This is a genomic window from Providencia alcalifaciens DSM 30120, from assembly GCF_000173415.1.
Taxonomy (GTDB): Bacteria; Pseudomonadota; Gammaproteobacteria; order Enterobacterales; family Enterobacteriaceae; genus Providencia; species Providencia alcalifaciens.
Map to the genome: position 1 here is coordinate 40981 of NZ_ABXW01000019.1, position 21758 is coordinate 62738.

The following is a 21758-nucleotide window of genomic DNA, read 5'->3' on the forward strand; positions in this document are numbered from 1 at the left end:
ACTCAAGGAGAAAAATTATGCGTCTTATTACTTACCGTTCAGATGTTACCGCAGCAGCTCGCTTAGGCGCGATTGTGGATGAGCAAGTTGTGGATTTAGCGAGATTGGCAGAGGAAAATGGTCAATATCTTCCTGATAACATGCTGGAATTTATTGATTTAGGCCCTCAAGGCGTGCGTGCGGGAACGGCGTTATTAAATGGTTATCAAGGGCAATTCCCAGCAGGAACGGCGTGGCCTGTACAAAATGTGAAAATATTAGCGCCAATTCCGCGCCCAAGAAAAAACATTTTTGGTATTGGCTTGAACTATGTTGAGCATGTTGCAGAGTCTAGCCGTATGTTGGATACATCTAAAGAATTACCAAAAGAACCTGTGATTTTTTCTAAGCCGCCGACAACCGTGATTGGACCGGGTGATGCCATTGAACATAATGCCCAAATTACTCAGCAGTTAGACTGGGAGGTCGAATTGGCGGTCATTATGGGAACTCGCGCTAAAGGCGTAGCGCAAGAAGATGCCCTGGATTATGTGTTCGGTTATAGCTTGATGATCGACATGAGCGCTCGTGATTGCCGTCGAGCTGGTCAATGGATTTACTCGAAAGGACAAGACACCTATGCGCCATTTGGTCCTTGTATCGTCACTGCGGATGAAATCCCTGATCCACATTCATTGAATCTGAGTCTGAAAGTCAATGGTGTGACTAAGCAAGACTCCAATACGCGTCATATGTTGTTTAACGTGAATGCATTGATTGCAGACATCAGCAAGGGCATTACGTTAGAACCCGGGGATATTATCGCGACAGGAACGCCTGAAGGGGTGGGAGCCGGACGTTCTCCTCAAGAGTGGGTGTGGCCAGGCGATGTGATTGAAGCTTATGTAGAAAAAATCGGTGAGTTACGTCATCCAGTGGTTGCAGTATAACTTAAGGGGGATAACTACATGTTGAATCTACCTCAATTTAAGGCGGCGGCAGTGCAGGCCGCCCCTGTATTTCTTGATACTGATGCCACTGTGGACAAAGTGTGTCGGCTTATTGAAGAGGCGGCTGATAATGGCGCTAAATTAGTCGCATTCCCTGAAGTGTTTGTTTCTGGCTACCCGTATTGGAGCTGGGTGATGAATCCGATTGATGGCAGCCCATGGTTTGAAAAACTGTGTAAGTCAGCGATTGAAGTACCGGGACCCGAAATTAAAAAAATTGCGCAAGCGGCAGCTCGTCACCATATCAATGTTGTTGTTGGGGTGAATGAACGTAATCCGAACGGCATAGCGACGCTGTATAACACGCTGGTGACTATTTCTGATGAAGGCAAAATTTTAGGGCGGCACCGTAAATTAGTGCCGACATGGGCGGAAAAGCTGACGTGGGCGAACGGTGATGCATCTTCTCTAAAAGTGCACCAAACGAGCATTGGTCCTCTAGGCGCACTGGCATGTGGGGAAAATACCAATACATTGGCGCGTTTCTCATTATTAGCTCAGGGTGAGCTGGTACACATTGCCAGCTATATTGCTCTGCCAGTTGCACCGAAAGATTACGATATGGCTGATGCCATTCGCTTACGAGCTTCAGCGCACTGCTTTGAAGGTAAGGTATTTACTATCATTTCTTGTTCAACGGTCTCTGAAGAAATCGTTGACGCCATGGCAACATCCCATCCTGAGTCTCGTGAATTACTGGCTCGCCCAAATAGTGCATTTTCCGGCATTATCGGTCCCGATGGGCGCGTTATTGGGGAACCTTTGATTGATAAAGAAGGTATTGTTTATGGTGAAATTGATTTGAATCGCTGCATTCAACCTCGTCAGATGCATGATATTACTGGGCATTATAATCGCTTTGATATCTTTGATTTACAGGTTAATCGACGTCCTTTAACGGCTGCCCGTTTCCATCATAGTGGGCAAGATATTGATGAACTTAATCAATTTGCTGAATCGGATGACTCTTCTTTGGAGAAAGGACTATGAGCTTAGCGCGTACATTTCGTATTGGGCAGATTGTGCCTTCGTCTAATACCACCATGGAAACTGAAATTCCGGCTATTTTACGTGCCCGTGAAGCCATGTTTGCCGAACGCTTTACATTTCACTCTAGCCGTATGCGTATGCAAAAAGTGACCAAAGACGAATTAGCTAAAATGGATTCTGACAGTGATCGCTGTGCTATTGAGTTGTCCGATGCTGATGTAGATGTATTGGGGTATGCCTGCTTAGTTGCCATTATGAGCATGGGTAAAGGCTATCACCGCATTTCGCAAAAACGTCTTCATCAATGCACGATAGATAACGGGCATCCAGCGCCGGTCGTGACAAGTGCAGGGGCTTTAGTTGATGGTTTACATGCAATGGGTGCCAAAAAAGTGTCAATTCTGACCCCATACATGAAACCATTAACACAGCTGGTTATCGATTACATCGAACATGAAGGTATTGAGGTGGTGGACAGTATCTCTCTAGAAATACCTGATAACCTTGAAGTTGGTAGACAAAATCCATTAGCCCCTGTTGAAATTACCAAAAAACTGAACACTAATGTGGACGCCATTGTGGCATCAGCTTGTGTACAGATGCCTTCGCTGCCTTCAATTCAATTGATAGAAAATAGAGTGGGCTTGCCTGTCTTGTCATCATCCGTGGCAACGACATATATGATGCTAAAAAAATTGGGATTAGATACTCGAGTTGATGGCTTTGGCTCACTGCTTAGTGGCAGATTTTAGTTAAATTATGTTAAGAGTTCGGTTTCCTTCTGCTACTCTGCTAGCTTCTAACGTGATAAAACCAGAAGCTAAAAAAGAGGAATTGATGCCTAAATCGAAAGTCTTCGTTGATAATTACCTGCCCGCTCTGCTGGGGCAGGCATGGATGTTGGTTTCTTCTGAATTTCATGCGGTTGTGGAAGCTAACGGGTTATCCGTGTTGGAATGGCGGGTGCTTTCTACATTGGCGAATAATGGTTCGATGGGGATCACCGAGTTATCGCAAAAAACAGTCAGCAAGCAACCGACTATTACGCGGGTTTTACAGCGATTGGAGCAGCAAGGGCATGTAATCCGCCATAATAATCATTCAGGGAGTGACCGACGCGTGACATTAGTCAGTGTAACTTCGAGTGGAGTGGAGTTAGTGGAAGGATTATTGGTTGCCGCAGAAGAGCATGAAAGGCAGGTTTTAGCACCATTAGGCGCTCGTAAAAGCAAAATGCTCAAACAAGTTTTACAAGAATTAATTGATAGACATAGCCCAGAAATCAAATAGATAAACTCCATCGAAATACTAGGATTCATCTGTTTTTGATGAGTATGAGGATTTTATAGACCGAAAAATTATTAAACCCTTATAAAACACTAACATATTCATCATAAATGTAATGTGTTGGAAATTAAGTAATATTCTGTAACACAATGATTGCTATCGTAGTTTTTGATTTATTTTATTTTTTTTCTAGAGCATAAATTGTCACTTTACATTGATTTGATTTATCTATTTACTGCAAATCAGATAACTAAGATAAACCATTATGGAGCACTCAATGTCGGTAGTGACACTTGTACTCGTTTTTTTACTTGCAGTCGTCGTGAGCGTGTTCGTTTCACGATTACTTAAAGACATTATTCCATTACCTATTATCCAAATCGCGTTAGGTGCTGCCTTATCGTTTTATGGGTTTACAGTGGAATTTGAACCTCATCTGTTTCTATTTTTATTTATTCCTCCATTACTGTTTCTTGATGGCTGGCGCATTCCAAAAGAGGCGTTATTTCAAGAAATTAAACCAATTATATCTCTGGCGATCGGTCTGGTTGTTGTCACAGTGATTGGAATGGGCTTCTTTATTCATTGGTTGATTCCAACGATTTCTCTGGCGGTTGCATTTGCGCTGGCGGCGATTCTTTCGCCGACTGACCCTGTATCTGTATCCGCAATGACAGTGAATTCACCATTACCTTCGCGTATGGCGCACATTTTAGAAGGGGAGTCCTTACTCAACGATGCAACAGGCTTAGTATGCTTTAGCTTTGCGGTTGTCGCGGCACTGACAGGTGAGTTTTCTCTAACTTCTGCCGCAGGGCAATTTGTACTGGTGGCATTTGGCGGTATTGCGATTGGTTTATTAGTGGCATGGGCTATAGGTTGGTTAAACCAATTCTTGGTTAAGCGTACTGGTGAAGAACCTGCCATCCAAATCATGATTAGCTTATTAATGCCATTTACAGCCTATTTACTTGCTGAGCATTTGCATGTTTCTGGGATACTTGCCGCGGTCGTTGCAGGTATTGCGATGCACTATGAAAAAATTGCTGGGCGTATGCAAGCCGCAACACGTATGCAAAGTAAGGCAGTTTGGGATACAGTGCAGGCGGGTCTTAACGGCATGATCTTTATCCTACTGGGTGAGCAGTTACCGGGAATGTGGACGAATATGCCACAGGTCGCTGAAGCAGCAGGTGCTAGCCACCCTTGGATGCTATTTGTGTATGTGGCAGTGATTACCATTGCATTAGGTGCATTGCGTTTTGCTTGGGTATGGATATCAATGACATTGACGGTGTTTCATCATCGACGTCGTGGAAAACAAGCGGATGAAGTGCGTATTCGTATGATGGCGGTGATGGCAACAGCGGGTGTGCGCGGTGCAATTACATTAGCGGGTATTTTGACCTTACCACTGTTGATGCCAGATGGTTCGTTATTCCCTAACCGTGATGTGGCAATCTTTCTCGCGATGGGAGTCATTTTATGTTCCCTGTTAATTGCGAGTATTGCTTTACCTATTTTAACCAAAGGGTTAGTCCAAGATTTACCCTACGATAACGACGAAATTCGTGCTCGTTTGGCGCTAAACGAAGCGGCAATGGCACATATTCGTGAGTTAATGAATCACCCTTCCGAGGATGTGGATGAGATTGCGATGCGTACCGAAGTCGGTGCTCAGTTGCTCGAAATCTATGGTCGTCGTTTAGATAACTCCGATGAAACTGAATCGGATGTCTTTGACTTACACCGTATGATCGAAATGGAACGCTCGATGTCTAATTCCGCTCTTAAGGCGAAGCGTGAAGCCTTATACCAAATGCGTAAAGGAAAAAACATCAACGAACGAGTGTATCATCGCTTACGTGATGAACTTGATTTAAAAGAAGAAACATTAAATCACCATAAAAGTTCAAAACACTGATTCATGAAATGTTGACTCTAACGGCTTAAGATACTTAAGCCGTTTTTACATCATCATTGAAATATATTTTATTACTGATAATGTATTTTCTAATTCTATTGAGGAAAAAACTATGTCGCAGCATGCCGCTCATTTAATGATTATGATGACCATCACTTAACTGGTGGGAGTCTGTGACATCCTCAACCCGCCAGATAAGGCGGGTTTTTTGTCCTTGTCTGGTTAACTTTCCACAAGGAACTATCAATGAATCTTCTCGATAATACTCAAAAACATACCCAAGATCTTGAAGCCTTAATTGCCAGCGCAGATCGTGCAATCACAGAAGAAAATTTCAGTTATTTAATGAATTTCTATTCTGAAAATGGCGCATTAGTGGTGAAAGATGGCTTGCATGTCCATGGAAAAGAGAACCTCCAGAAAGCCTTTTCTACTATTGCAGAATTTTTTAATCATACTCTGCAAGTTTCCCAAGGTGCGGTGAAAGTCATTTTTGGTGAAGACTGCGCCTTAGTGCTCGCTGAGACTCTTTTAAGTGCACAAATGCAGGATGGCACCGAATTTAATACGGCGCGAGAAGCCACCTACGTTTTTAAACTGATTGAAGGCAAGTGGTTATGCGTGATTGATAATTCCTATGGCACATCATTGCTGAAATCGTAAAGCTCAATCATGGCTGCTGAGTCTATTTTTGTTGGTATAGAACAGCGAAATTCAGTTTACGTAATCAATGGTTTTTTATTGTAATTATTGAGTTTTGCTGTTGTGTTTGAAGTTAGCTCTAAGGTTTATACTCGAGTGAAGAATAACAGTAGAGGATATCTTTTATGTCAATTTTCAGCTGGTTATTTAATCTCAGTAAACATCGCGGCGGCGCTAAACACGGTGGCCAATATCAAAATAATTCAAGGCATGGTAGCGATTCTAAGCACAATAACGGTGATAAACACAATTACCAAGATAAGCACGGGTATGGTGCGAAACTGGGGGAGGGTTATCAATACGGTGACCGCCAAAACGCGGAAGGAATAATCTGCCCACAATGCCGCAGTATCGTCAGCCTAAATGCGAAATTTTGCAGCGAGTGTGGAACGGCAACTTAGGAAAATAGAAAAGGTATTCCGAGTTCAGGAGGAAGCATGATTGCATCGTTTTTTTCTCAAAAAAATCATTACCAACTCTATATTAAAAATTTTATTGCATCACCCGCCTCGATGGGAACAGTGATGCCATCATCTCGCTGGTTATGCTATGCAATAGTTAGCAATATAGATTGGAGAAATTGCATAAAAATTGCAGAGATCGGTGCGGGTAATGGTGTAATGACGCGTTACATTGCAAATGAAATTCCTGAGAAATCGAGTTTGGAGCTCTATGAAATTAATCGTGATTTTATTGCTATTTTAAATCAGATTGAAGATCCCAGAGTAACAGTTAAACCCTGCTCAGCTGAATATTTACGTGGCGATTATGATCTGATTATTTCAGGGCTCCCTTTCTTGTCTCTACATAAAAAAACCAGTATGCGAATCTTGAAAAAGGTACGCCAAAGCTTGCTCAAGAATCACGGTAGGCTGGTGCTATTTCAGTATACACAAGGTTGCGAGCGGTTATTTTCTCGTTATTTTTCATTTACAAAAGAGCGGGTATATCGAAATTTCCCACCTGCTTGGGTGTATACCTGCGTACCCAAATAATGGGTTTTAAGACCAGCGTAATATGTGCTGGTCTTAGCCTCTATTGATTATTTAGGGCGATACATTTCGAGTTTTTGTTGCTCTTCAATCCAGTAATAATCAGCCGGTCCCCCCGCCCGCATCAGAGGTTTTTGGCGGGCACTGTTATATAAGCCTTGCTCTAAGGTAGCTTCATCGATATGCACCATCACGACTTCTCCCATGACCATCCACGTATCCAGTAGGCTACCATCTGCACGCTTTAATTGCTGATATTCAGTGACCACACACTCCATGGAAACAGGCGTTTGGGCGATGCGTGGAGGAGTCACCAGTGTGGATGGCAAAGTAGAAAGCTGCGTGAGGTCAAATTCACTTTCTCCATGAGGTAGCATGGCGCTGCTTAGGTTGATCTGCTGAGCTAATTCGAGGGTCGCAAGATTATAAACAAACTCTCCCGTTTCTATTGCGTTAGTGACAGAATCTTTTTTTCCAACACTGGAAAAGACCAAAATAGGCGGAGAATAATTAAAGATATTGAAAAAACTATAAGGTGCAAGATTCGTTCTACCTTGCTTATCACATGTGGAAATCCAACCTATAGGGCGAGGAGCGATCAATGAGGGAATAGGGTCGTGGGGAAGACCATGACCTTGTTGTGGTTGGTAGCTATAAAATTGAGTTTGCATTATTGGCTCCTTTTTTCATTATCCTAACGGATTAATTTATTTCAGTTAATATTTAAAAATGAAAAATGCATCATTTGTATAGTTTTAGCATGATATGGATAAAATAGGTTTTATTATTGATTGATAGGTTTCGATTTCCTTTTAGTGCTCTTTTTTAAATTATATTTTAAATCTTATGGGTTGAATTTATGTAACGCATATAATGTGTAATTTTAGGTTGTTTTTTATTTTTAATTAAATATTGTATTTTTAATTTTGATATTTTTAATTAAAACGAAAGTTCTTTTTTGGGCGTTTTTTTAGTGTCATTTTCAAAAATGAAAATAGTTTATTTTTATTAAAGATAATTGATGTTTTTTTACAGCTTTTAGTATGTTTAATTATTAGATATTTAAATTATTACATAATTATATAATGCATATGTAATTATGTAACTTTTTGATAAATATTGGTATGTTTAATTTTTTCTAGGTTGAAGGTGATCAATAAAATTAATTTGATAGGTATTAACTATTAAATAATATAATTTCGATCGATATAAACGTATTTACAGATTTATTTCTTGTATCTATATTTTAATCAATTAATTTCCTGCACTTTGGATATATCCATTTTTTATTTAACTATTTGCTCAATGATATGGCTACCTTTGAGTAAATGAAATTAAAGCTATTTAAATTTGGTTTTAATATTATGAAAAACAAATATCGACTACGTGAAGAGGTTGGTTCATTTATTAGGGAGGCTAGGCTTAATTGTTCACTGACTGGTGAGGAATTAGGTCGGATGCTCCATATTAGTCAACAACAAATATCCCGATATGAACGTGGTATTACGAGTGTGAGCATTGAAACTCTTGATGCCATATTAAATAAATTAGGCAAAGATTGGTCTGACTTTTTTTTTAAAGTTATAGCCAATTATTCAGATGAAGTAGCAGAAATAAAACTACAAGATAATTTTTTATTTCAAGATAAAAAATCAAAATATTCATATTACGATAAATTGAAGTTCAGGGCATTACATGAGCTTTAATACCCAATAATGATATTTAACATGTTGTTCTCTCCATTAATTATTTAATGGTGTTTTGCATTTCTCTCATCTTTAAACGAAAGGAAAGTCATTCTATGAAACTTAATCAGTTAGCAACCATGACGCTGCTGGCAGCATCGGCGACTTCTTTTGGTGTTATGGCGGAGAATACCGGTACGGTGAATTTTATCGGTACAGTTGTGACTTCGCCCTGCAATATTGCTCAGTCTTCTTTGAAACAAACCATTGATTTTGGTCAGCTTTCTCGTCGAGGCTTAGAGAATGGTCGCAATGCGGAGGTGGATTTTAATATTGAATTAACGGGATGTGATTTTTCAGATTACACCAAAGATGCCGCAGGAACACCTGCGGTAGTGAAAAGCATGGAACTGGTTTTTACAGGGCAAAATTACGCGGATGCGGGTAATACCTTGCTCTCAACGTCTGCTGGCAATGCAAATAACGTGGGGATTGGTATTGATGGTTTTGAGTTTGGTAAAGCCAAAGATATTTTTTCCCGTATTATCAATAAGAAGGGTGATAACACTTTAACGTTCAAAGCATTAGCTAAAGCCATTGATACGAATAAAGATGTCGCTGAAGGTAAATTTAGTGCCGTAACTAACTTCCGCATTACTTACCAGTAAACATCTGAGTCTACCGCTGGCATTCGCTGGCGGTATTACGACTGAGTTGAGGGAGGAAACTGTGATTGTTTATCGATGGGTCACTCGCCAATTAGCACAATTGATAATGGTCAGTATTCTGGTATACCCAGTCATTTCAGGGGCTGAAAGCAAGAAAAAAATTGAGCTTAATGGAAGCGCAACTCTCAAAGGTATTGTGATTGCGACACCGTGTTCGGTTGTGATGCAAAATAGGTTCCAAACGATTGATTTCTCGCCGCTAGCTATCACGATGCTCGGGACTAAATTGCAACGTGAACAGCATAACCAACCTTTCATTCTTGAGTTAAGAGATTGTGGAAGTCTTTATTCTTCGCTTGATGTTAAAACGTGGTCTATTCGCTTTATGGGACAAACCGCGGAACACATTAATGGGTTTGTCTTGCAAGGAGCTTCGCGAGGTCTTGGGGTTTCGGTACTGGATAATCGTTTAAATGCATTGGTGCCGGGTCAATATTATTCTTTGTCAGACAATGTGTTACTGCATGATAAATCAGAGAAAACGCTCTTTTTACAGTACTTTTTACGTTTGGAGCTGACAGGAGAACCGATTCAAGCGGGTAACTATCAAGGATTAATCCGCTTTTTCATCGATTATCAATAAATTGCAAATAAACATAATCTCGAAATTCCTTTCGAGAGGGGCACACTCGTCGCATTTGGGGTGGTATAGGGCATGATGTTCAAACATAGCAAACTAAGACTGGCGATTTTATTAGCGTTAAGTATGGGGATCGGAAATGCGCATGCTGCTGAATTTAATACGGATGTATTAGATGCTGAAGATATTAGTAACATTGATATGAGCCAATTCTCGGTCGCTGGATATGTTCCACCAGGTGACTATATCTTGACCGTCTTTGTGAATGGTCAACGCTTAGGGGAACCTCGAGATATCGCTGTTTTTGATGAGAAAAATACACAGAAAACGTTATCTCAACAAGTGTGTCTTGCACCTCAGTTGCTGGGATTAATGGGACTCAAAAAATCAGCAGAGGAAAAAGTCACACTGTTTCGCGATGACCAATGTTTGAATTTTTCTGCACTTTCGGGCGTTCAAACTAAAGTCGATTTACCCACAATGTCTCTGAAAATGACGATCCCACAGATGTGGATGGAGTATCGAGATCCTTATTGGATCCCGCCTAAGTATTGGGAAGAAGGGATCAATGGTGCGTTTGTGGATTACAGCGCGAATGTGTCTGCAACAAAAGAAACCGAAGGGGATAAGCGTATTTATTTATCTGGCAATGGGACATCTGGGATCAATATTGGTGCTTGGCGTTTACGTGGAGACTTTAGCGGGACTTATCAAGAACAGCATGGTGGAGTCTATTCGCAAGAGAAACATAATTTTGATTTTAGTCGGTTATATGCATTTCGTTCATTGAAGGACTCCGCGGCACTGCTCACCTTAGGGGAGAACAATTTTTATTCGGATGTATTTGATTCTTGGCAGTATACGGGGATTGCCGTTGAAAGTGATGATCGCATGTTGCCGCCAAAACTGGTGGGGTATGCGCCTGAAATTATCGGGGTCGCAAAAACGAATGCCATTGTTATTGTGCGTAGTCAGGACCGAATTATTTCAGAAACTTCAGTACCACCGGGTCCATTTCGTATTCAAACCTTAGATAGTGGGATCCGTGGTGTGTTAGATGTGACGGTGCGTGAAGAAAATGGGGAAGAGAACAAATTTAGCCTTAGTACGGCTTCATTACCTTATTTAACGCGTCCTGGACGGATAAATTATAAAGCTGCGGTGGGGAAAACACGTTATGACAATCGACATTTAACGGGAGATCCCGTCATTAGTGGTGAATTGTCATACGGTGTATCAAATGCGTGGTCGCTTTATGGTGGTACTCAGCTTAATGCGTATTATCAAAGCGCGGCATTAGGGATTGGTCGAGATCTGTTTTCTTTCGGGGCTGTTGCTGTAGATATTACGCAATCCTTTGCTGATTATTCTGATGATGACAAGGGGCACTTACAAGGGCGCTCTTATCGTTTTAATTATGCAAAGTCATTCGATGATTTACGAACAGATATTACCTTTGCAGGTTATCGTTTTGCAGACAAAGAATATCGCACGTTAATGCAGTATATGGATGAGGATCGAACGGGGCAGACACCTCGCGCAACCAAGGAAAACTACCAAGTTTATTTAAATAAATATTTTGATGATTTTAATCTGTCATTAAATTATCAGTACAGCACTTATTGGCAGGATGATCCTCAAACTCAATATGGTTTATATGCCAATACCAGCCTCAGTTTTCCATCTCTTTCTCAATACAACGGCAATATTGCACTTTCTGCGACGCGAACCGAGCGAAGTAATGGCTATGAAGATGATGCGATTAACCTGTATTTGACCATCCCGCTATACAGTGGGCATAGCCTCACGTTCTCCGAGCTGTATTCTCGCTCAAATAAACAGAACCAATATAACCATAATGTGGGGTATAGCGGTTATGGGGAGCGGGATAACTATAGCCTGACGATGGGATATAACCATGGTCAAGATATGGATAGCCAAACGAGTTTTAGTGGTTTTTATTCTCGTGACCTCTCAGATGCCAACGTCTCGGTTAATGGCAGCTATGTACCGCATCAATATCGTAGTGTTGGCGCCTCCATTAAGAGTGGGATAACGGTAACGGGTAAAGGAATTGCGTTACACCGTTCTGCGCATGGGGATACACGTCTTATGGTCGAAACCTCGGACATAAGTGGTGTTCCTCTGAATCAAGGGGTGACGAAAACGAACCGTTTTGGCTTAGCGGTGCTCCCAAATATGAACAGTTACCGTAAATCTACGGCTTCCATCAACACCAGCAAATTACCCGATGACATTGAAGCATTGAATGCAACCAGCGATATCACATTGACGAAAGGTGCTATTGGCTATCGCAGCTTCCCTGTTATGAAAGGCGAAAAATTGTTCTCAGTGATTACGTTACAAAATGGCAAAAATCCACCTTTTGGTGCCAGTGTACGTAATGAGGCAAATCAAGAGTTAGGAATTGTGGGGGAGGATGGCGTGACGTGGCTGGCTGGCGTCGTAAGAAAAGAGCCTTTATGGGTCTATTGGCACAGCCAAAAACAGTGCCAGTTAACTTTGCCTGACTCGTTAAACACCACGTCGTCAATGCTGTTATTGCCATGTGAAAAATAACGGAATATTTCATCGTACCTATCTTATGAGGTTGATTATGTTTAATTTTAAATCAATTTATGCTGCATTGATAAGCTTGCTAATGGTTATGTCACAGGCTTCCTACGGTGCAGTGACACTGGATCGAACGCGCATTGTTTTTCCGGGAAATGAAAAATCGATTAATGTGCGTATTTCCAATGATAACCCTGAGGAGGCGTATTTAGCGCAAAGTTGGATTGAAGATTTACAAGGCAAGAAACTTACCCAGGGCGCTATTCTTGCGACTCCACCATTACAACGTGTGGAAGCCAATAGCCACAGTTTGGTACGCTTGAGTAAAACACCTTTATTGAGCCAGCTACCTGATGATAGAGAATCGGTTTTCTATTTTAATCTGCGGGAAGTTCCACCAAAATCTACCGAAGAAAATACTCTGCAAATTGCGCTCCAGTCACGGGTGAAATTGTTCTATCGCCCTGAAAAAATTCTAGAGATGTCCCAGACGAAATGGGCTCATAACATCACTTTACTGAAAACGGCGAAAGGCTACCGTTTGAATAACACCACCCCCTTTAATTTAACGGTGATTGGCATTGGTAATAGTAAAAAACAGTCGGAAGAGAGCTCATTCGAAGTCGTCATGGTGGCACCAAAATCCACTTTTGATATCACCACGCATTCACTCACAACACCGTATCTGACCTACATCAATGACTATGGTGGTAAGCCAACATTGGCATTTCGTTGCAAAGGAGACACCTGTACCGTCTCTGGAGAACAGTAATTTTACGAAGACATTGAGGGGGAAAATCGGATGAAAATGATCCGGCTAGGATGCGCAATTATCACCATGGCAATGACGACGGGGGCGCTAGGCGATAAATTTTTAGGCAGTGTGCCACCCACTGAATCACATTATGAATCCCCCCACATGGGGTGGTTTTTGGTTAATGCCACGTTATTTAATGCGCCATGCAGCTTAGCAGTAAAGGAGAAGCCCGTATTGACTCAATGCGGTGCTGGCTCAGCATTCAGTGAAAGCGACAGTGGAGCAAAAACACCCGCAATGTTGTTAGTGGTGGATGCTGCGACAGGGAAAAGAGTGGTTCATTCCTCTGTTAACTTGGTGAATGGGAATAATACAGTGCAGCTACCGAATACCATCGATCCAGCTCATTTACTGAGATTGGAGGTGAGCTATGAATAAGCTAACACTATTTTGGTGGTTACTTGCGCCGCTTTTTTGGAGCCTTTCTGGACGAGGATATGCCCAGTTTTTGGATGTGGAGTTTAGCGGTGAATTGGTTCATTTGTCTTGCAAAGTCAGTGCGGGTTCAGTGAAAAAAGAGATTCAGCTTGAGGCGTTACGCATGCAGTCTCTCAATCAAGGAGACGTGAGCGAAATAACACCGTTCTCCATTGAAATTGACCATTGCCAGCAATCAGACATGGGGAAGTTAATCAAAATGACGTGGCATGGAACGCAGTTAGTGGATATTGATGGGCATAGTTACCTTATTACTCAAGGTGATAGCGATGTGGTGCTCGGTCTAGTGGACAGCGCAGGTAAACCGATTATTTGGGATGAACCCATTGATGTGGGGCATGTATCAGTGGTGAAAGATGAGCAGTCTCTATTATTTGGCGTTGTGGCGCGTAAGCCCCCATTTGGTTACGTCAATGCAGGGAATTTTTCTGGTTGGGTTACTTTTTCCGTGGAGTATGAATAGTGAAACAAATCAATAAAGTAAAAAACTATTGGTGTGGTTTGCTGTTACTCATTTCACCAATAGTTTATGGGGATGTTTTAGTGAATGTCGCTGCGACGATGGTGGATCCGGCTTGTCATGTTCGTAGTGAAGATGGCAGCTCTCCTCTGCAAATTAATTTTGGTGTGGTTGAAATCAATGGCGCTCCTGAGGTTTCGTTAACCAAAGATTTTCCCGTGTATATCAGTGGATGCTCAGGGAGAAAAACGCTGTCAGTGTTACTCAACCCGAAAGGCTACGGAACTGAGGAGTATCTCGGTAGACATATTTTGTCAACCAGTGCGAAAGGGCTGGGGATCCATTTTCTTGATGTCACTGATGGGCAAGCGATTCCTTTAGAATTAAATCAATTACAGGCGCTCACCCCTCAGCCCATAAGTACGACCGAACACCGGATTGACCTACAAGCACAGTTGGTGAATACACGACCATTAAACCAGCTCCCTGCAGGGAGATTCACATCTGCAATGATGATTTCAGTCACTTATAACTAGTGGGAAAACCAATATGTTGAAGATTAGGCTCATAGCATGGGCATGTTGTTTGGTTGGTGGGCTTATATTGTCAATGATGGCGAAAGCGGATTATGCCGCACAAATCATTGATCCCAATGGCGGTTATACCATACGGGTGAATAACAACAGTACACTGGCGGATCACCCTGACGTCGGCTCTGATGGTCAAAACTACTACCAAGTTGGTGAACCCTTTGTCATCGATAGCAACCGTGCTGAACCTAAAGGTTTGGTTAAGTGTATTGGGCGACGTTGGGGAAGTACCAGTACACAAATTTTGCCTTCAAATGCTTTTCATCGGCTATTTATGTATGTGCCTGAAACGGGGTTTTCTCTCGGAGGACTCAAAGCTTATCGGCTAAATGCCAACTTAGTCATGACAGTAGAAGCTGACATGATGGAATGGACCAACCGCAGCTCTGGAGTTTGTTCAATGGCGAGTGAGGAGACTGTATTTGATGTTCCAAGGTTTGATAACCATTTTCCTATCACGATGACGTTTTATATTAAAGAGCAGATTATTGATGGGCAGCTAGTGATTAGTGAAATGCCCTTAGCAGGCTATGTACGGGCATTTACGAACCCAAAAGTGGCACCGCCTTATGATAGTTGGTCACTCAATGAATCTTCAGTTCCCCTACGACTAGCTGCATCGCAAATTAATATTGGTGCAAAGTGTTCTACCAGTACCAGCAGTGGAGAAAAAAGTGTATTGAATTTACGCCATGGGCAATTAAACAGCCTGCAATATGACAACCGTGCTAGCGGTCAAGTCACTTACCATTGTCTCTTTCAATCCTCCACAAAAGTGCGTTTACGTTTGGATTACACACAAGATGACGATCCACAAAAGCGTTTACCTATGACGAATGGGGATAACGATACGATCTACAGCGAATTGGTGATCACCGATCTTGAAACCGGGCAATCTGGTAAAGAAATCAAAGCCGAAATTCACAGTATGAAAGAGTTTGAAATTAGTAGTCACCTGCAGGGAGAAAATGCGCAAGCTGGTGATTATCAAGGATCCGCGTGGCTAATCGCCACACTGGATTAGCGCTATTGCTCAATACGTTGAATAAAGCTTGAGGGAGATTGTCCTAACCATTTTTTGAACATAGTCGAGAAGGATCCTACATTGCTATAGCCCAGATCGAATGCCACTTCCGTGATCGACTTACCCGCTGAGATCCGGCTAATTGCATTGAGTAAACAGGCTTGTTGTCGCCAGTCAGAGAACGACAAGCCTGTTTGCGCCCCAAAAAATCGGCTAAACGAGCGCTCACTTTTATGTAATTTTGCTGCCCAATCTTGGGGTAGTGAGGTTATTTGCGGTGATTTTAAAAACGCTTTGCATAAGGTCGCGAGGCTTTCATCACGAGGAATTGGTGCGAAAAATGGTAAGGGTTCCGCCCGAGCCACTTCATGGAGAATCAACTGTATAAGCACGCCATCGCGCCCAGTGAGGTCATACTCCAGTGGAACATCAACCGCTTCAAGTAGCAATTGACGCAATAGCGGTGTGACGCGTAGGACTTCACACTTATTACTGTTACGGGGCGCGGCAGCAGGCTCGATATATAAACTGCGGGTGCTGACATTTAGCATACGCGTTTCATGAGCGGTATTTTGAGGGATCCACACGCCGCTATCGGGAGGGATCACCCATTCACCATCCTCAGTGCTCACCTCAATTAATCCAGTGGCACCATATAGAAACTGTGCGCGTCGATGCTTGTGGGAATTCAATAGCACATTGGGTAGGTAGTCGGTACCGAGTGCTAAAACATCGCGTGGAACGTGATCAATAGTATTAAGTGGAATATTTCTCATTGGTTGTGTTCTTGTCGAAATCGTGATGGCTGAAATTCAAATATTCATCATTATTTTTCGAATATAGGCAATTTTTATTGACATAACCACATGTTTTACGTGGTTGGCTGAAATTCCAATGCCTTTGGCGGTTTTTCAAAAGTTGGCTCAGTAGGAAATGTTTACCCTAACTCGGCTTGGTACCTAATTGATGCTCATTGTATGGTTTACGAGGCTACCTTGATCATTGATATACACCGCAATAAGTTTACCATTTTGCCGATGACTCCCTTCTAGCTTTTCGGTTGAATACGGTGGGATCATAACGCTTTTCGCGATGGGGGTATTTTGGCTATTTTCATAATAGAGCTGTGAAATATTCAAAAAATAAGGGGTAGGGTTTTTAATCGAAAGCTGATTCTCGGAATGTGAGGCACTCACGTTATTGATAAATGACTCTACGCCACTGGCAAGCGCTGTGGGTCGATAAAAAATTTTGATACGAATTTGTAGCGCTAACTGAATAATATTCATCCCTTCTTTATTTTGAGGTTTTGGCGAGATATCAAGTACATTCAGGTAAAAAACAGACTCTCTATCTTGCGGTAAATCCCCACCAATAAATCGAATCCGTAATTGCGCGCCTTCATGAGCGGCGATTTTGGTCACAGGCGGCGTCACAATAAACGGCGCCTCTGTTGTTTCAGGGGTGGAATGGATATTGCCCTCATCAACCCAACTCTGTACTAAGCTTGCTTGTTCACTGTCATTAATGGTTTGAATATTGGCTGATTTTTGGTCGCTTAAGTAAATCAAACGCGTTTTTTTGAGTATTAAGCTCGCGTGCGTCTGTGAGCTGAGAAGGAGCAACATTAAACTGTAAATAATCCCTTGAATATGCCGCATTTTTTCATCCTTCTAATTATAAGACATGACCACTGTTGCGGTGCTGGATACAGGACCTTGCGTCACGATGGCTGGGGTATAAGGGTAATAATAAGCCCCCATATTGAGGGTAAATGATGGGGAAATCGGACTCCCTTTTGCGACACTGAAAATAGAGGTTGCGGTATTTTGTGCAGCCACGCTATCGGAGAGGGTAATTGGGTTGGTGGGATTACTTGCAGTGACCAATCGGAAACCTACACCTGCGGCGCCTTGGCTGGCAGTATTATTCATGGTGGTTTTATCTGTTGCGAGTAAGCTGCTGCTGGATAAGAAAATCTTGATGTCCCTTGATGCATTACCTCCTGCCAGAAAATCTTGACAGGTAAAATTGAGATTAAAGGGCGTATAACCCGCGCGTGTTGCTGATTTGACGGTACTGATACTGACGGGGGGCAGAGTCACCACTAACCCTTGGTTAGCAAAGTTACACGTGGTGGTGATTGGGTTATAGGTGACTTGAACGGGTTGTAAGTAAATATCATCAGGTTGAGTGGTCCAATTGAGTCCAAGCAAAAACGCGAGGAGTCTGGTAACCACATCAATAAGCCATTGTACAAGACCTAAAGTGGATGCATCCGAAGCAAAAACAACGGGGTTAATGGTTATACTGCTTCCTGCAATTTCAACATAATTTGAGCTCGGTTTGACGGTCACAAGGGTAAATTGTATGGTGAAATTTACATTGAGTTCATTGGCATTGTGAGAACCGACAGATAGGTTTGACACATTGTTTTTTTCTAATTTGGTGACGGTCACTTCTACTAATTGTTTACCTCCATTAAATCCCACCGTTGCTTTGCGACCTTGAAATGGTGAGGCAATACCAACGACATTAGGGAGTAGTCCATTATTGGTACAAGTAAATGTCCCGGAAAATATGGTTCGAGAGTCTTTGGCCACGACAGTCGATGAGTTGCTTAAATCGTTTGATATATCAAACGTAATCGGGGACGCCGTGACTGTTGTCGCTTGTCGACAGTTCGCAGAGGCATACTGGCTGACGGCAAGTAAACTGGAAAATAATAATGCCAATGTGGTTTTTTTCATTGGATGTTCCTTTATTGACAGCGGTTTTTACCTTTATCCATCGTGTTAATTGGTTGATGAATGACGCACTCTTTTTCCCCTTTCAGCTTGACGTGTAAGGCTGAAGGTAGTTGATCACTCTTGAGGTACAACACGCCAGATTGCCCTACATATCCAATACTTTGCTGTTGTGGATCCACAACTTCTGTACCGAATGGCAGGCTATGACCATCCGTTTTTTCACCACGTAAAATAAAGGTTTGTCGAGTGTCTGTTTCTAACTTGATATAGTTCACTGCGCCTTGATACGGGCTGATGTTCGCCATATTTCCGAGCACTTCAGCGCCAGCCGTGTTTTCGGTATCAGAAAGGGTATATGAGTTAGCGCGATAAGGGGTGCTGTTGGTCACGAGCACCACACCGCGCTGATTGGTTAGCGTGGTTTTATCGTCATTAACCATCATATTATCGGCCATTGGGGCATCAATGATAGTATAGGTATCCCCGGTATCACCCGATAAGGCGATATGGCTAGGGATAGCAACCAAGGTACCTCTGGCACCTAACCCTGCCTGACGATAATCATTCGCTTCGGTATAAGAACCGGATAATGTGGTGTAAGGGTGTTTATAGGTAATATTTCCACCGAGGACATTGTTACCCCCAGACTGATTCGTGCCTGTCACGGTGTAATTAACTTGGTTATCTTTCCCCGCGATGCCACTGACACTCATGGCAGTTTGTTCATAGTGAGAATCAGTAAAATAGCTGCCTAAGCTCACGTTAGCGCGTTTTTCGAATAGGCTAATGGGAACGCTGATATTCATATAAACGCGGGTTTCTTCTTTATTATCATAATTACGCACCCGTGATACAGATACGTTGTAGGAAATGTCGTTGTAGTTGTTGGCATAACCAACTTGATATTCTCGGCTACTGCCGTGAGTATTCCAGTAATCACGATGGGTTCCAGAAACAAAAACAGAGCCATAATTGTCGCCAAGTTGCTGATTCAAGTTAACGGTGAAGGTATTTTTCGCCCGTGAGCCTCGTAAGGCATCGAAGTTACTTAGCGAGAGATCGGAATTGTTATTATTATTGCCAATTTGGTTGGCATTTTCGTCTTGATATCGCTGCCAGGCTTTATAGTTATCATGAGAATAAATTGAATCGACAAAGCTATAGTAGCCGCTAGTGGAATAGCGGTATGTGGCGAGCGTTAAACTGGTCGAAGTGGCATCAATAAATTTACTGTAGGTTAAACGATAGCTTTGACCACTCTTATCTCCACTATCCAATTTAGTTTTGGCATGAGTGACGTCTGCGGAGATAGCACCAAAGCGAAAGTTCCAACCACTTCCAATGACGGCGGAATAATATTTCTCACTGAGTAGAGCGCCGGAATAGAGCGTCACTAAGTTATTCAAGCCGTAATGATATTCACCTTGAATAAATTTAGGTTGGTATGAGGTATTGTCGATTTTTGCTTGCCCAGCAAGAATGTTATAGTTGGAAACACCCTCTTTAAGCATGTCGGGTACGGCGGAGTAGGGAACAGAGAATGATTCTTTTCGACCATCCGCTTCTTGTATTACCACCAATAAATCACCGCTTCCCGCGCTAGGCTGAATATCGTTAAATGCGAATTCACCTGGCGGCACGTTTTCTTGATAGACCAAATACCCATTTTGATAAACGCTGACTAAGGCGTTGGTTTGTGCGACGCCCCGAATAATCGGCACAAAGTTTTGGCTTGAGTTTGGCAACATACCCACTTCCGTTGCGAGCATTATTCCTCGCATACGGATGCTATTAAATAGCGCCGTTGGTGTATAAAAATCGCCAGCCTTCAGCCCTGAGTTAATCTGGCTGATTGGGCGGTATACATAGCGGGTGTTATTGCGCCATTTTTGCGAGCCATGGGATGAATAGCGATAACTGGATTCATCACGAAATTGCCATGCACCTAAATTGACACCCGAGTTGAGGGTGGCATAGAAATTCTCATTATTTCTCTTTTCGTGTTTCTTCTCTTTATAAGTGTAATAGTTTGTATTATAAGCAAAAATAATGGCTGGCACGCCATGTTGCCACAAGCTGGGATCGACATAACCAGATTCAGATTGTTTAATCGACACTTGTGGAACTGTAATGTTTAGTCGTAATTCGCTGATTTTAAATTGGTAATGTAAATTGGGTGCCAGTGAGCTGAGTTGAACATATGCGTTATCTTCAGTCTGATCTGTTTGGTTAGGTGTGTTTTTTAAACCGAGCTTAGGGACATCACTTTGCGCAATGCTGATTTGCTTACCATTATCTTCAACATTGATGTCAAACTGTCCTTTCCAAACCTGATTAACATAGATGTCCGCAAGCTGTTTGCCCGCTGGAATTTGTCCATCCGAATAGAAACGAGAAATATCTCCTTTTGCAGATTCACCTACCAAAAGGGAGGTATCGAATTCATCTGCAAATGCATTTTTTAGATAAGTCTGTAGCCCTATTAAAATAAGGATGTAGAGATAATTTTCTTTTTTCATGATGGTTTCTTCTGTTAAAGCTGAAGTTTTTTAGATTTGAAAACACCATAGTCATCAACATAAGTCAGAATAAGATTGTTACCTTTTAACTGCTTTTTTAACGGCAGTGTTTTGGATGTGTGGGGTGGAACCATCTCTGAATCAACAAGCGTTGTTTTTTTATCTTCAGGCGTTGTAATAGCAGCAATTGTAAAGTGGTATTGGGAATTATTATTCACGACAATACCGTTATTATTTAGCTGGTAATTAATATTGTCCGTGATATTTTCAGGTGATTCAGTTAATCCCTTAGGTCGATAAAATAATTTTATTCTTGAACGCGCCGCTAATTGAATGACATTTTTCCCTTTCATTGAATCTGGCGCTTTAGGAATATCTAGGACATTTAAATAAAAAATACTTTCAACATTATCTGGAAGTTTTCTATCTGTTTTTTAATTTTTAATTGTTGACCTTGCAAACCCTCTATTTTGATAATAGGAGGATAAAGATAAAACGGTGCATCTGAATTTTCAGGTGTTGAGTTTATATTGCCATTATCAATCCAAGATTGAACTAATGACGGTGTTTTACTGTTATTAGTTAATTGCACGGACATGCTTTGTGCATCTTCAGGATATATAATTCTTGTTCCTGTAATAATAACGTTTGAAAATGTTTCTTTAGAAAATAATAAAAGAAGTAAGAATAATAATTTTATTTTCATAAT

24 protein-coding genes are annotated in these 21758 nt (G+C 41.9%); 17 read left to right on the forward strand and 7 right to left on the reverse strand.

The window, feature by feature from the left end:
* Positions 1-17 precede the first annotated feature (17 nt).
* From PROVALCAL_RS06075 to PROVALCAL_RS06110, 8 genes are all read left to right on the forward strand, one after another.
* Positions 18-929: a fumarylacetoacetate hydrolase family protein gene (locus PROVALCAL_RS06075; protein WP_006658262.1), complete on the forward strand. Its 912-nt coding sequence runs from the start codon at positions 18-20 to the stop codon at positions 927-929.
* A gap of 18 nt (positions 930-947) precedes the next feature.
* Complete coding sequence (locus PROVALCAL_RS06080; protein WP_006658263.1) at positions 948-1979, forward strand: carbon-nitrogen hydrolase family protein; 1032 nt, start codon at positions 948-950, stop codon at positions 1977-1979.
* The gene (locus PROVALCAL_RS06085) at positions 1976-2731 is read left to right on the forward strand and encodes a maleate cis-trans isomerase family protein (RefSeq protein ID WP_006658264.1); all 756 of its coding nucleotides are present in this window, start codon (positions 1976-1978) and stop codon (positions 2729-2731) included. Before PROVALCAL_RS06080 ends, PROVALCAL_RS06085 begins: the two co-directional genes overlap by 4 nt.
* 85 nt (positions 2732-2816) lie before the next feature.
* Entirely contained in the window at positions 2817-3269 is a 453-nt protein-coding gene (locus PROVALCAL_RS06090) for a MarR family winged helix-turn-helix transcriptional regulator (protein ID WP_006663331.1), read from the forward strand.
* A 274-nt stretch (positions 3270-3543) separates the two neighbouring features.
* The gene (locus tag PROVALCAL_RS06095) at positions 3544-5190 is read left to right on the forward strand and encodes a Na+/H+ antiporter (protein ID WP_039861685.1); all 1647 of its coding nucleotides are present in this window, start codon (positions 3544-3546) and stop codon (positions 5188-5190) included.
* A gap of 246 nt (positions 5191-5436) precedes the next feature.
* Complete coding sequence (locus tag PROVALCAL_RS06100) at positions 5437-5853, forward strand: YybH family protein (protein WP_006658267.1); 417 nt, start codon at positions 5437-5439, stop codon at positions 5851-5853.
* A 164-nt stretch (positions 5854-6017) separates the two neighbouring features.
* The gene (locus tag PROVALCAL_RS06105) at positions 6018-6293 is read left to right on the forward strand and encodes a zinc-ribbon domain-containing protein (RefSeq protein WP_006658268.1); all 276 of its coding nucleotides are present in this window, start codon (positions 6018-6020) and stop codon (positions 6291-6293) included.
* A 36-nt stretch (positions 6294-6329) separates the two neighbouring features.
* Positions 6330-6887 carry a class I SAM-dependent methyltransferase gene (locus PROVALCAL_RS06110; protein ID WP_006658269.1) on the forward strand — a complete coding sequence of 186 codons (558 nt, stop codon included), beginning with the start codon at positions 6330-6332 and terminating at the stop codon, positions 6885-6887.
* Between the two features lie 47 nt (positions 6888-6934).
* Here PROVALCAL_RS06110 and PROVALCAL_RS06115 read toward each other — a convergent pair whose 3' ends face one another.
* A complete protein-coding gene (locus tag PROVALCAL_RS06115) occupies positions 6935-7555 on the reverse strand; it encodes a flavin reductase family protein (protein ID WP_006658270.1) in 621 nt (206 codons plus the stop codon).
* A 657-nt stretch (positions 7556-8212) separates the two neighbouring features.
* On the opposite strand from PROVALCAL_RS06115, the gene PROVALCAL_RS06120 reads away from it, so the two are divergent.
* The 9 genes from PROVALCAL_RS06120 to PROVALCAL_RS06160 all read left to right on the forward strand — a co-directional run bounded on the left by PROVALCAL_RS06120 (position 8213) and on the right by PROVALCAL_RS06160 (position 15780).
* Positions 8213-8590, forward strand: coding sequence for a helix-turn-helix domain-containing protein (locus PROVALCAL_RS06120; RefSeq protein ID WP_006658271.1), 378 nt, complete (start codon positions 8213-8215; stop codon positions 8588-8590).
* A gap of 95 nt (positions 8591-8685) precedes the next feature.
* Positions 8686-9237 carry a fimbrial protein gene (locus tag PROVALCAL_RS06125; RefSeq protein ID WP_006658272.1) on the forward strand — a complete coding sequence of 184 codons (552 nt, stop codon included), beginning with the start codon at positions 8686-8688 and terminating at the stop codon, positions 9235-9237.
* A gap of 61 nt (positions 9238-9298) precedes the next feature.
* Positions 9299-9880, forward strand: a complete 582-nt coding sequence (locus tag PROVALCAL_RS06130; protein ID WP_006663324.1) for a fimbrial protein — start codon at positions 9299-9301, stop codon at positions 9878-9880.
* Between the two features lie 72 nt (positions 9881-9952).
* On the forward strand, positions 9953-12457 hold the full coding sequence (locus PROVALCAL_RS06135) for a fimbria/pilus outer membrane usher protein (RefSeq protein WP_006658274.1): 2505 nt from the start codon (positions 9953-9955) through the stop codon (positions 12455-12457).
* Between the two features lie 37 nt (positions 12458-12494).
* Complete coding sequence (locus tag PROVALCAL_RS06140; RefSeq protein ID WP_039861686.1) at positions 12495-13223, forward strand: fimbrial biogenesis chaperone; 729 nt, start codon at positions 12495-12497, stop codon at positions 13221-13223.
* Between the two features lie 30 nt (positions 13224-13253).
* Entirely contained in the window at positions 13254-13646 is a 393-nt protein-coding gene (locus PROVALCAL_RS06145; RefSeq protein WP_006658276.1) for a hypothetical protein, read from the forward strand.
* Complete coding sequence (locus PROVALCAL_RS06150) at positions 13639-14169, forward strand: fimbrial protein (protein ID WP_006658277.1); 531 nt, start codon at positions 13639-13641, stop codon at positions 14167-14169. The genes PROVALCAL_RS06145 and PROVALCAL_RS06150 overlap by 8 nt, the downstream gene beginning before the upstream one ends.
* Positions 14169-14702 carry a fimbrial protein gene (locus tag PROVALCAL_RS06155; protein ID WP_006658278.1) on the forward strand — a complete coding sequence of 178 codons (534 nt, stop codon included), beginning with the start codon at positions 14169-14171 and terminating at the stop codon, positions 14700-14702. The genes PROVALCAL_RS06150 and PROVALCAL_RS06155 overlap by 1 nt, the downstream gene beginning before the upstream one ends.
* Before the next feature lie 13 nt (positions 14703-14715).
* On the forward strand, positions 14716-15780 hold the full coding sequence (locus tag PROVALCAL_RS06160) for a hypothetical protein (protein WP_006658279.1): 1065 nt from the start codon (positions 14716-14718) through the stop codon (positions 15778-15780).
* Between the two features lie 2 nt (positions 15781-15782).
* Here the strand turns inward: PROVALCAL_RS06160 and PROVALCAL_RS06165 are convergent, their stop codons facing one another.
* From PROVALCAL_RS06165 to PROVALCAL_RS19990, 6 genes are all read right to left on the reverse strand, one after another.
* Entirely contained in the window at positions 15783-16556 is a 774-nt protein-coding gene (locus tag PROVALCAL_RS06165) for an AraC family transcriptional regulator (protein ID WP_006658280.1), read from the reverse strand.
* Positions 16557-16739: 183 nt separating this feature from the next.
* Positions 16740-17441, reverse strand: a complete 702-nt coding sequence (locus PROVALCAL_RS06170) for a fimbrial biogenesis chaperone (RefSeq protein ID WP_006658282.1) — start codon at positions 17439-17441, stop codon at positions 16740-16742.
* 12 nt (positions 17442-17453) lie between these two features.
* Positions 17454-18530, reverse strand: coding sequence for a fimbrial protein (locus PROVALCAL_RS06175; protein WP_006658283.1), 1077 nt, complete (start codon positions 18528-18530; stop codon positions 17454-17456).
* A gap of 11 nt (positions 18531-18541) precedes the next feature.
* A complete protein-coding gene (locus PROVALCAL_RS06180; protein WP_006658284.1) occupies positions 18542-21049 on the reverse strand; it encodes a fimbria/pilus outer membrane usher protein in 2508 nt (835 codons plus the stop codon).
* A 14-nt stretch (positions 21050-21063) separates the two neighbouring features.
* The gene (locus PROVALCAL_RS19985; RefSeq protein WP_409371732.1) at positions 21064-21447 is read right to left on the reverse strand and encodes a fimbrial biogenesis chaperone; all 384 of its coding nucleotides are present in this window, start codon (positions 21445-21447) and stop codon (positions 21064-21066) included.
* Positions 21435-21755, reverse strand: a complete 321-nt coding sequence (locus tag PROVALCAL_RS19990; RefSeq protein ID WP_006658286.1) for a fimbria/pilus periplasmic chaperone — start codon at positions 21753-21755, stop codon at positions 21435-21437. The genes PROVALCAL_RS19985 and PROVALCAL_RS19990 overlap by 13 nt, the downstream gene beginning before the upstream one ends.
* Positions 21756-21758 lie beyond the last annotated feature (3 nt).

Coding starts and splice junctions, on each gene's coding strand:
- PROVALCAL_RS06080 (WP_006658263.1), top strand. CDS start 948: ATGTTGAATCTACCTCAATTTAAGGCGGCGGCAGTGCAGGCCGCCCCT.
- PROVALCAL_RS06160 (WP_006658279.1), top strand. CDS start 14,716: ATGTTGAAGATTAGGCTCATAGCATGGGCATGTTGTTTGGTTGGTGGG.
- PROVALCAL_RS06140 (WP_039861686.1), top strand. CDS start 12,495: ATGTTTAATTTTAAATCAATTTATGCTGCATTGATAAGCTTGCTAATG.
- PROVALCAL_RS19990 (WP_006658286.1), bottom strand. CDS start 21,755: ATGAAAATAAAATTATTATTCTTACTTCTTTTATTATTTTCTAAAGAA.
- PROVALCAL_RS06145 (WP_006658276.1), top strand. CDS start 13,254: ATGAAAATGATCCGGCTAGGATGCGCAATTATCACCATGGCAATGACG.
- PROVALCAL_RS06180 (WP_006658284.1), bottom strand. CDS start 21,049: ATGAAAAAAGAAAATTATCTCTACATCCTTATTTTAATAGGGCTACAG.
- PROVALCAL_RS06135 (WP_006658274.1), top strand. CDS start 9,953: ATGATGTTCAAACATAGCAAACTAAGACTGGCGATTTTATTAGCGTTA.
- PROVALCAL_RS06175 (WP_006658283.1), bottom strand. CDS start 18,530: ATGAAAAAAACCACATTGGCATTATTATTTTCCAGTTTACTTGCCGTC.
- PROVALCAL_RS06115 (WP_006658270.1), bottom strand. CDS start 7,555: ATGCAAACTCAATTTTATAGCTACCAACCACAACAAGGTCATGGTCTT.
- PROVALCAL_RS06105 (WP_006658268.1), top strand. CDS start 6,018: ATGTCAATTTTCAGCTGGTTATTTAATCTCAGTAAACATCGCGGCGGC.
- PROVALCAL_RS06085 (WP_006658264.1), top strand. CDS start 1,976: ATGAGCTTAGCGCGTACATTTCGTATTGGGCAGATTGTGCCTTCGTCT.
- PROVALCAL_RS06150 (WP_006658277.1), top strand. CDS start 13,639: ATGAATAAGCTAACACTATTTTGGTGGTTACTTGCGCCGCTTTTTTGG.
- PROVALCAL_RS06095 (WP_039861685.1), top strand. CDS start 3,544: ATGTCGGTAGTGACACTTGTACTCGTTTTTTTACTTGCAGTCGTCGTG.
- PROVALCAL_RS06110 (WP_006658269.1), top strand. CDS start 6,330: ATGATTGCATCGTTTTTTTCTCAAAAAAATCATTACCAACTCTATATT.
- PROVALCAL_RS06120 (WP_006658271.1), top strand. CDS start 8,213: ATGAAATTAAAGCTATTTAAATTTGGTTTTAATATTATGAAAAACAAA.
- PROVALCAL_RS06170 (WP_006658282.1), bottom strand. CDS start 17,441: ATGCGGCATATTCAAGGGATTATTTACAGTTTAATGTTGCTCCTTCTC.
- PROVALCAL_RS06165 (WP_006658280.1), bottom strand. CDS start 16,556: ATGAGAAATATTCCACTTAATACTATTGATCACGTTCCACGCGATGTT.
- PROVALCAL_RS06090 (WP_006663331.1), top strand. CDS start 2,817: ATGCCTAAATCGAAAGTCTTCGTTGATAATTACCTGCCCGCTCTGCTG.
- PROVALCAL_RS06100 (WP_006658267.1), top strand. CDS start 5,437: ATGAATCTTCTCGATAATACTCAAAAACATACCCAAGATCTTGAAGCC.
- PROVALCAL_RS06125 (WP_006658272.1), top strand. CDS start 8,686: ATGAAACTTAATCAGTTAGCAACCATGACGCTGCTGGCAGCATCGGCG.
- PROVALCAL_RS06075 (WP_006658262.1), top strand. CDS start 18: ATGCGTCTTATTACTTACCGTTCAGATGTTACCGCAGCAGCTCGCTTA.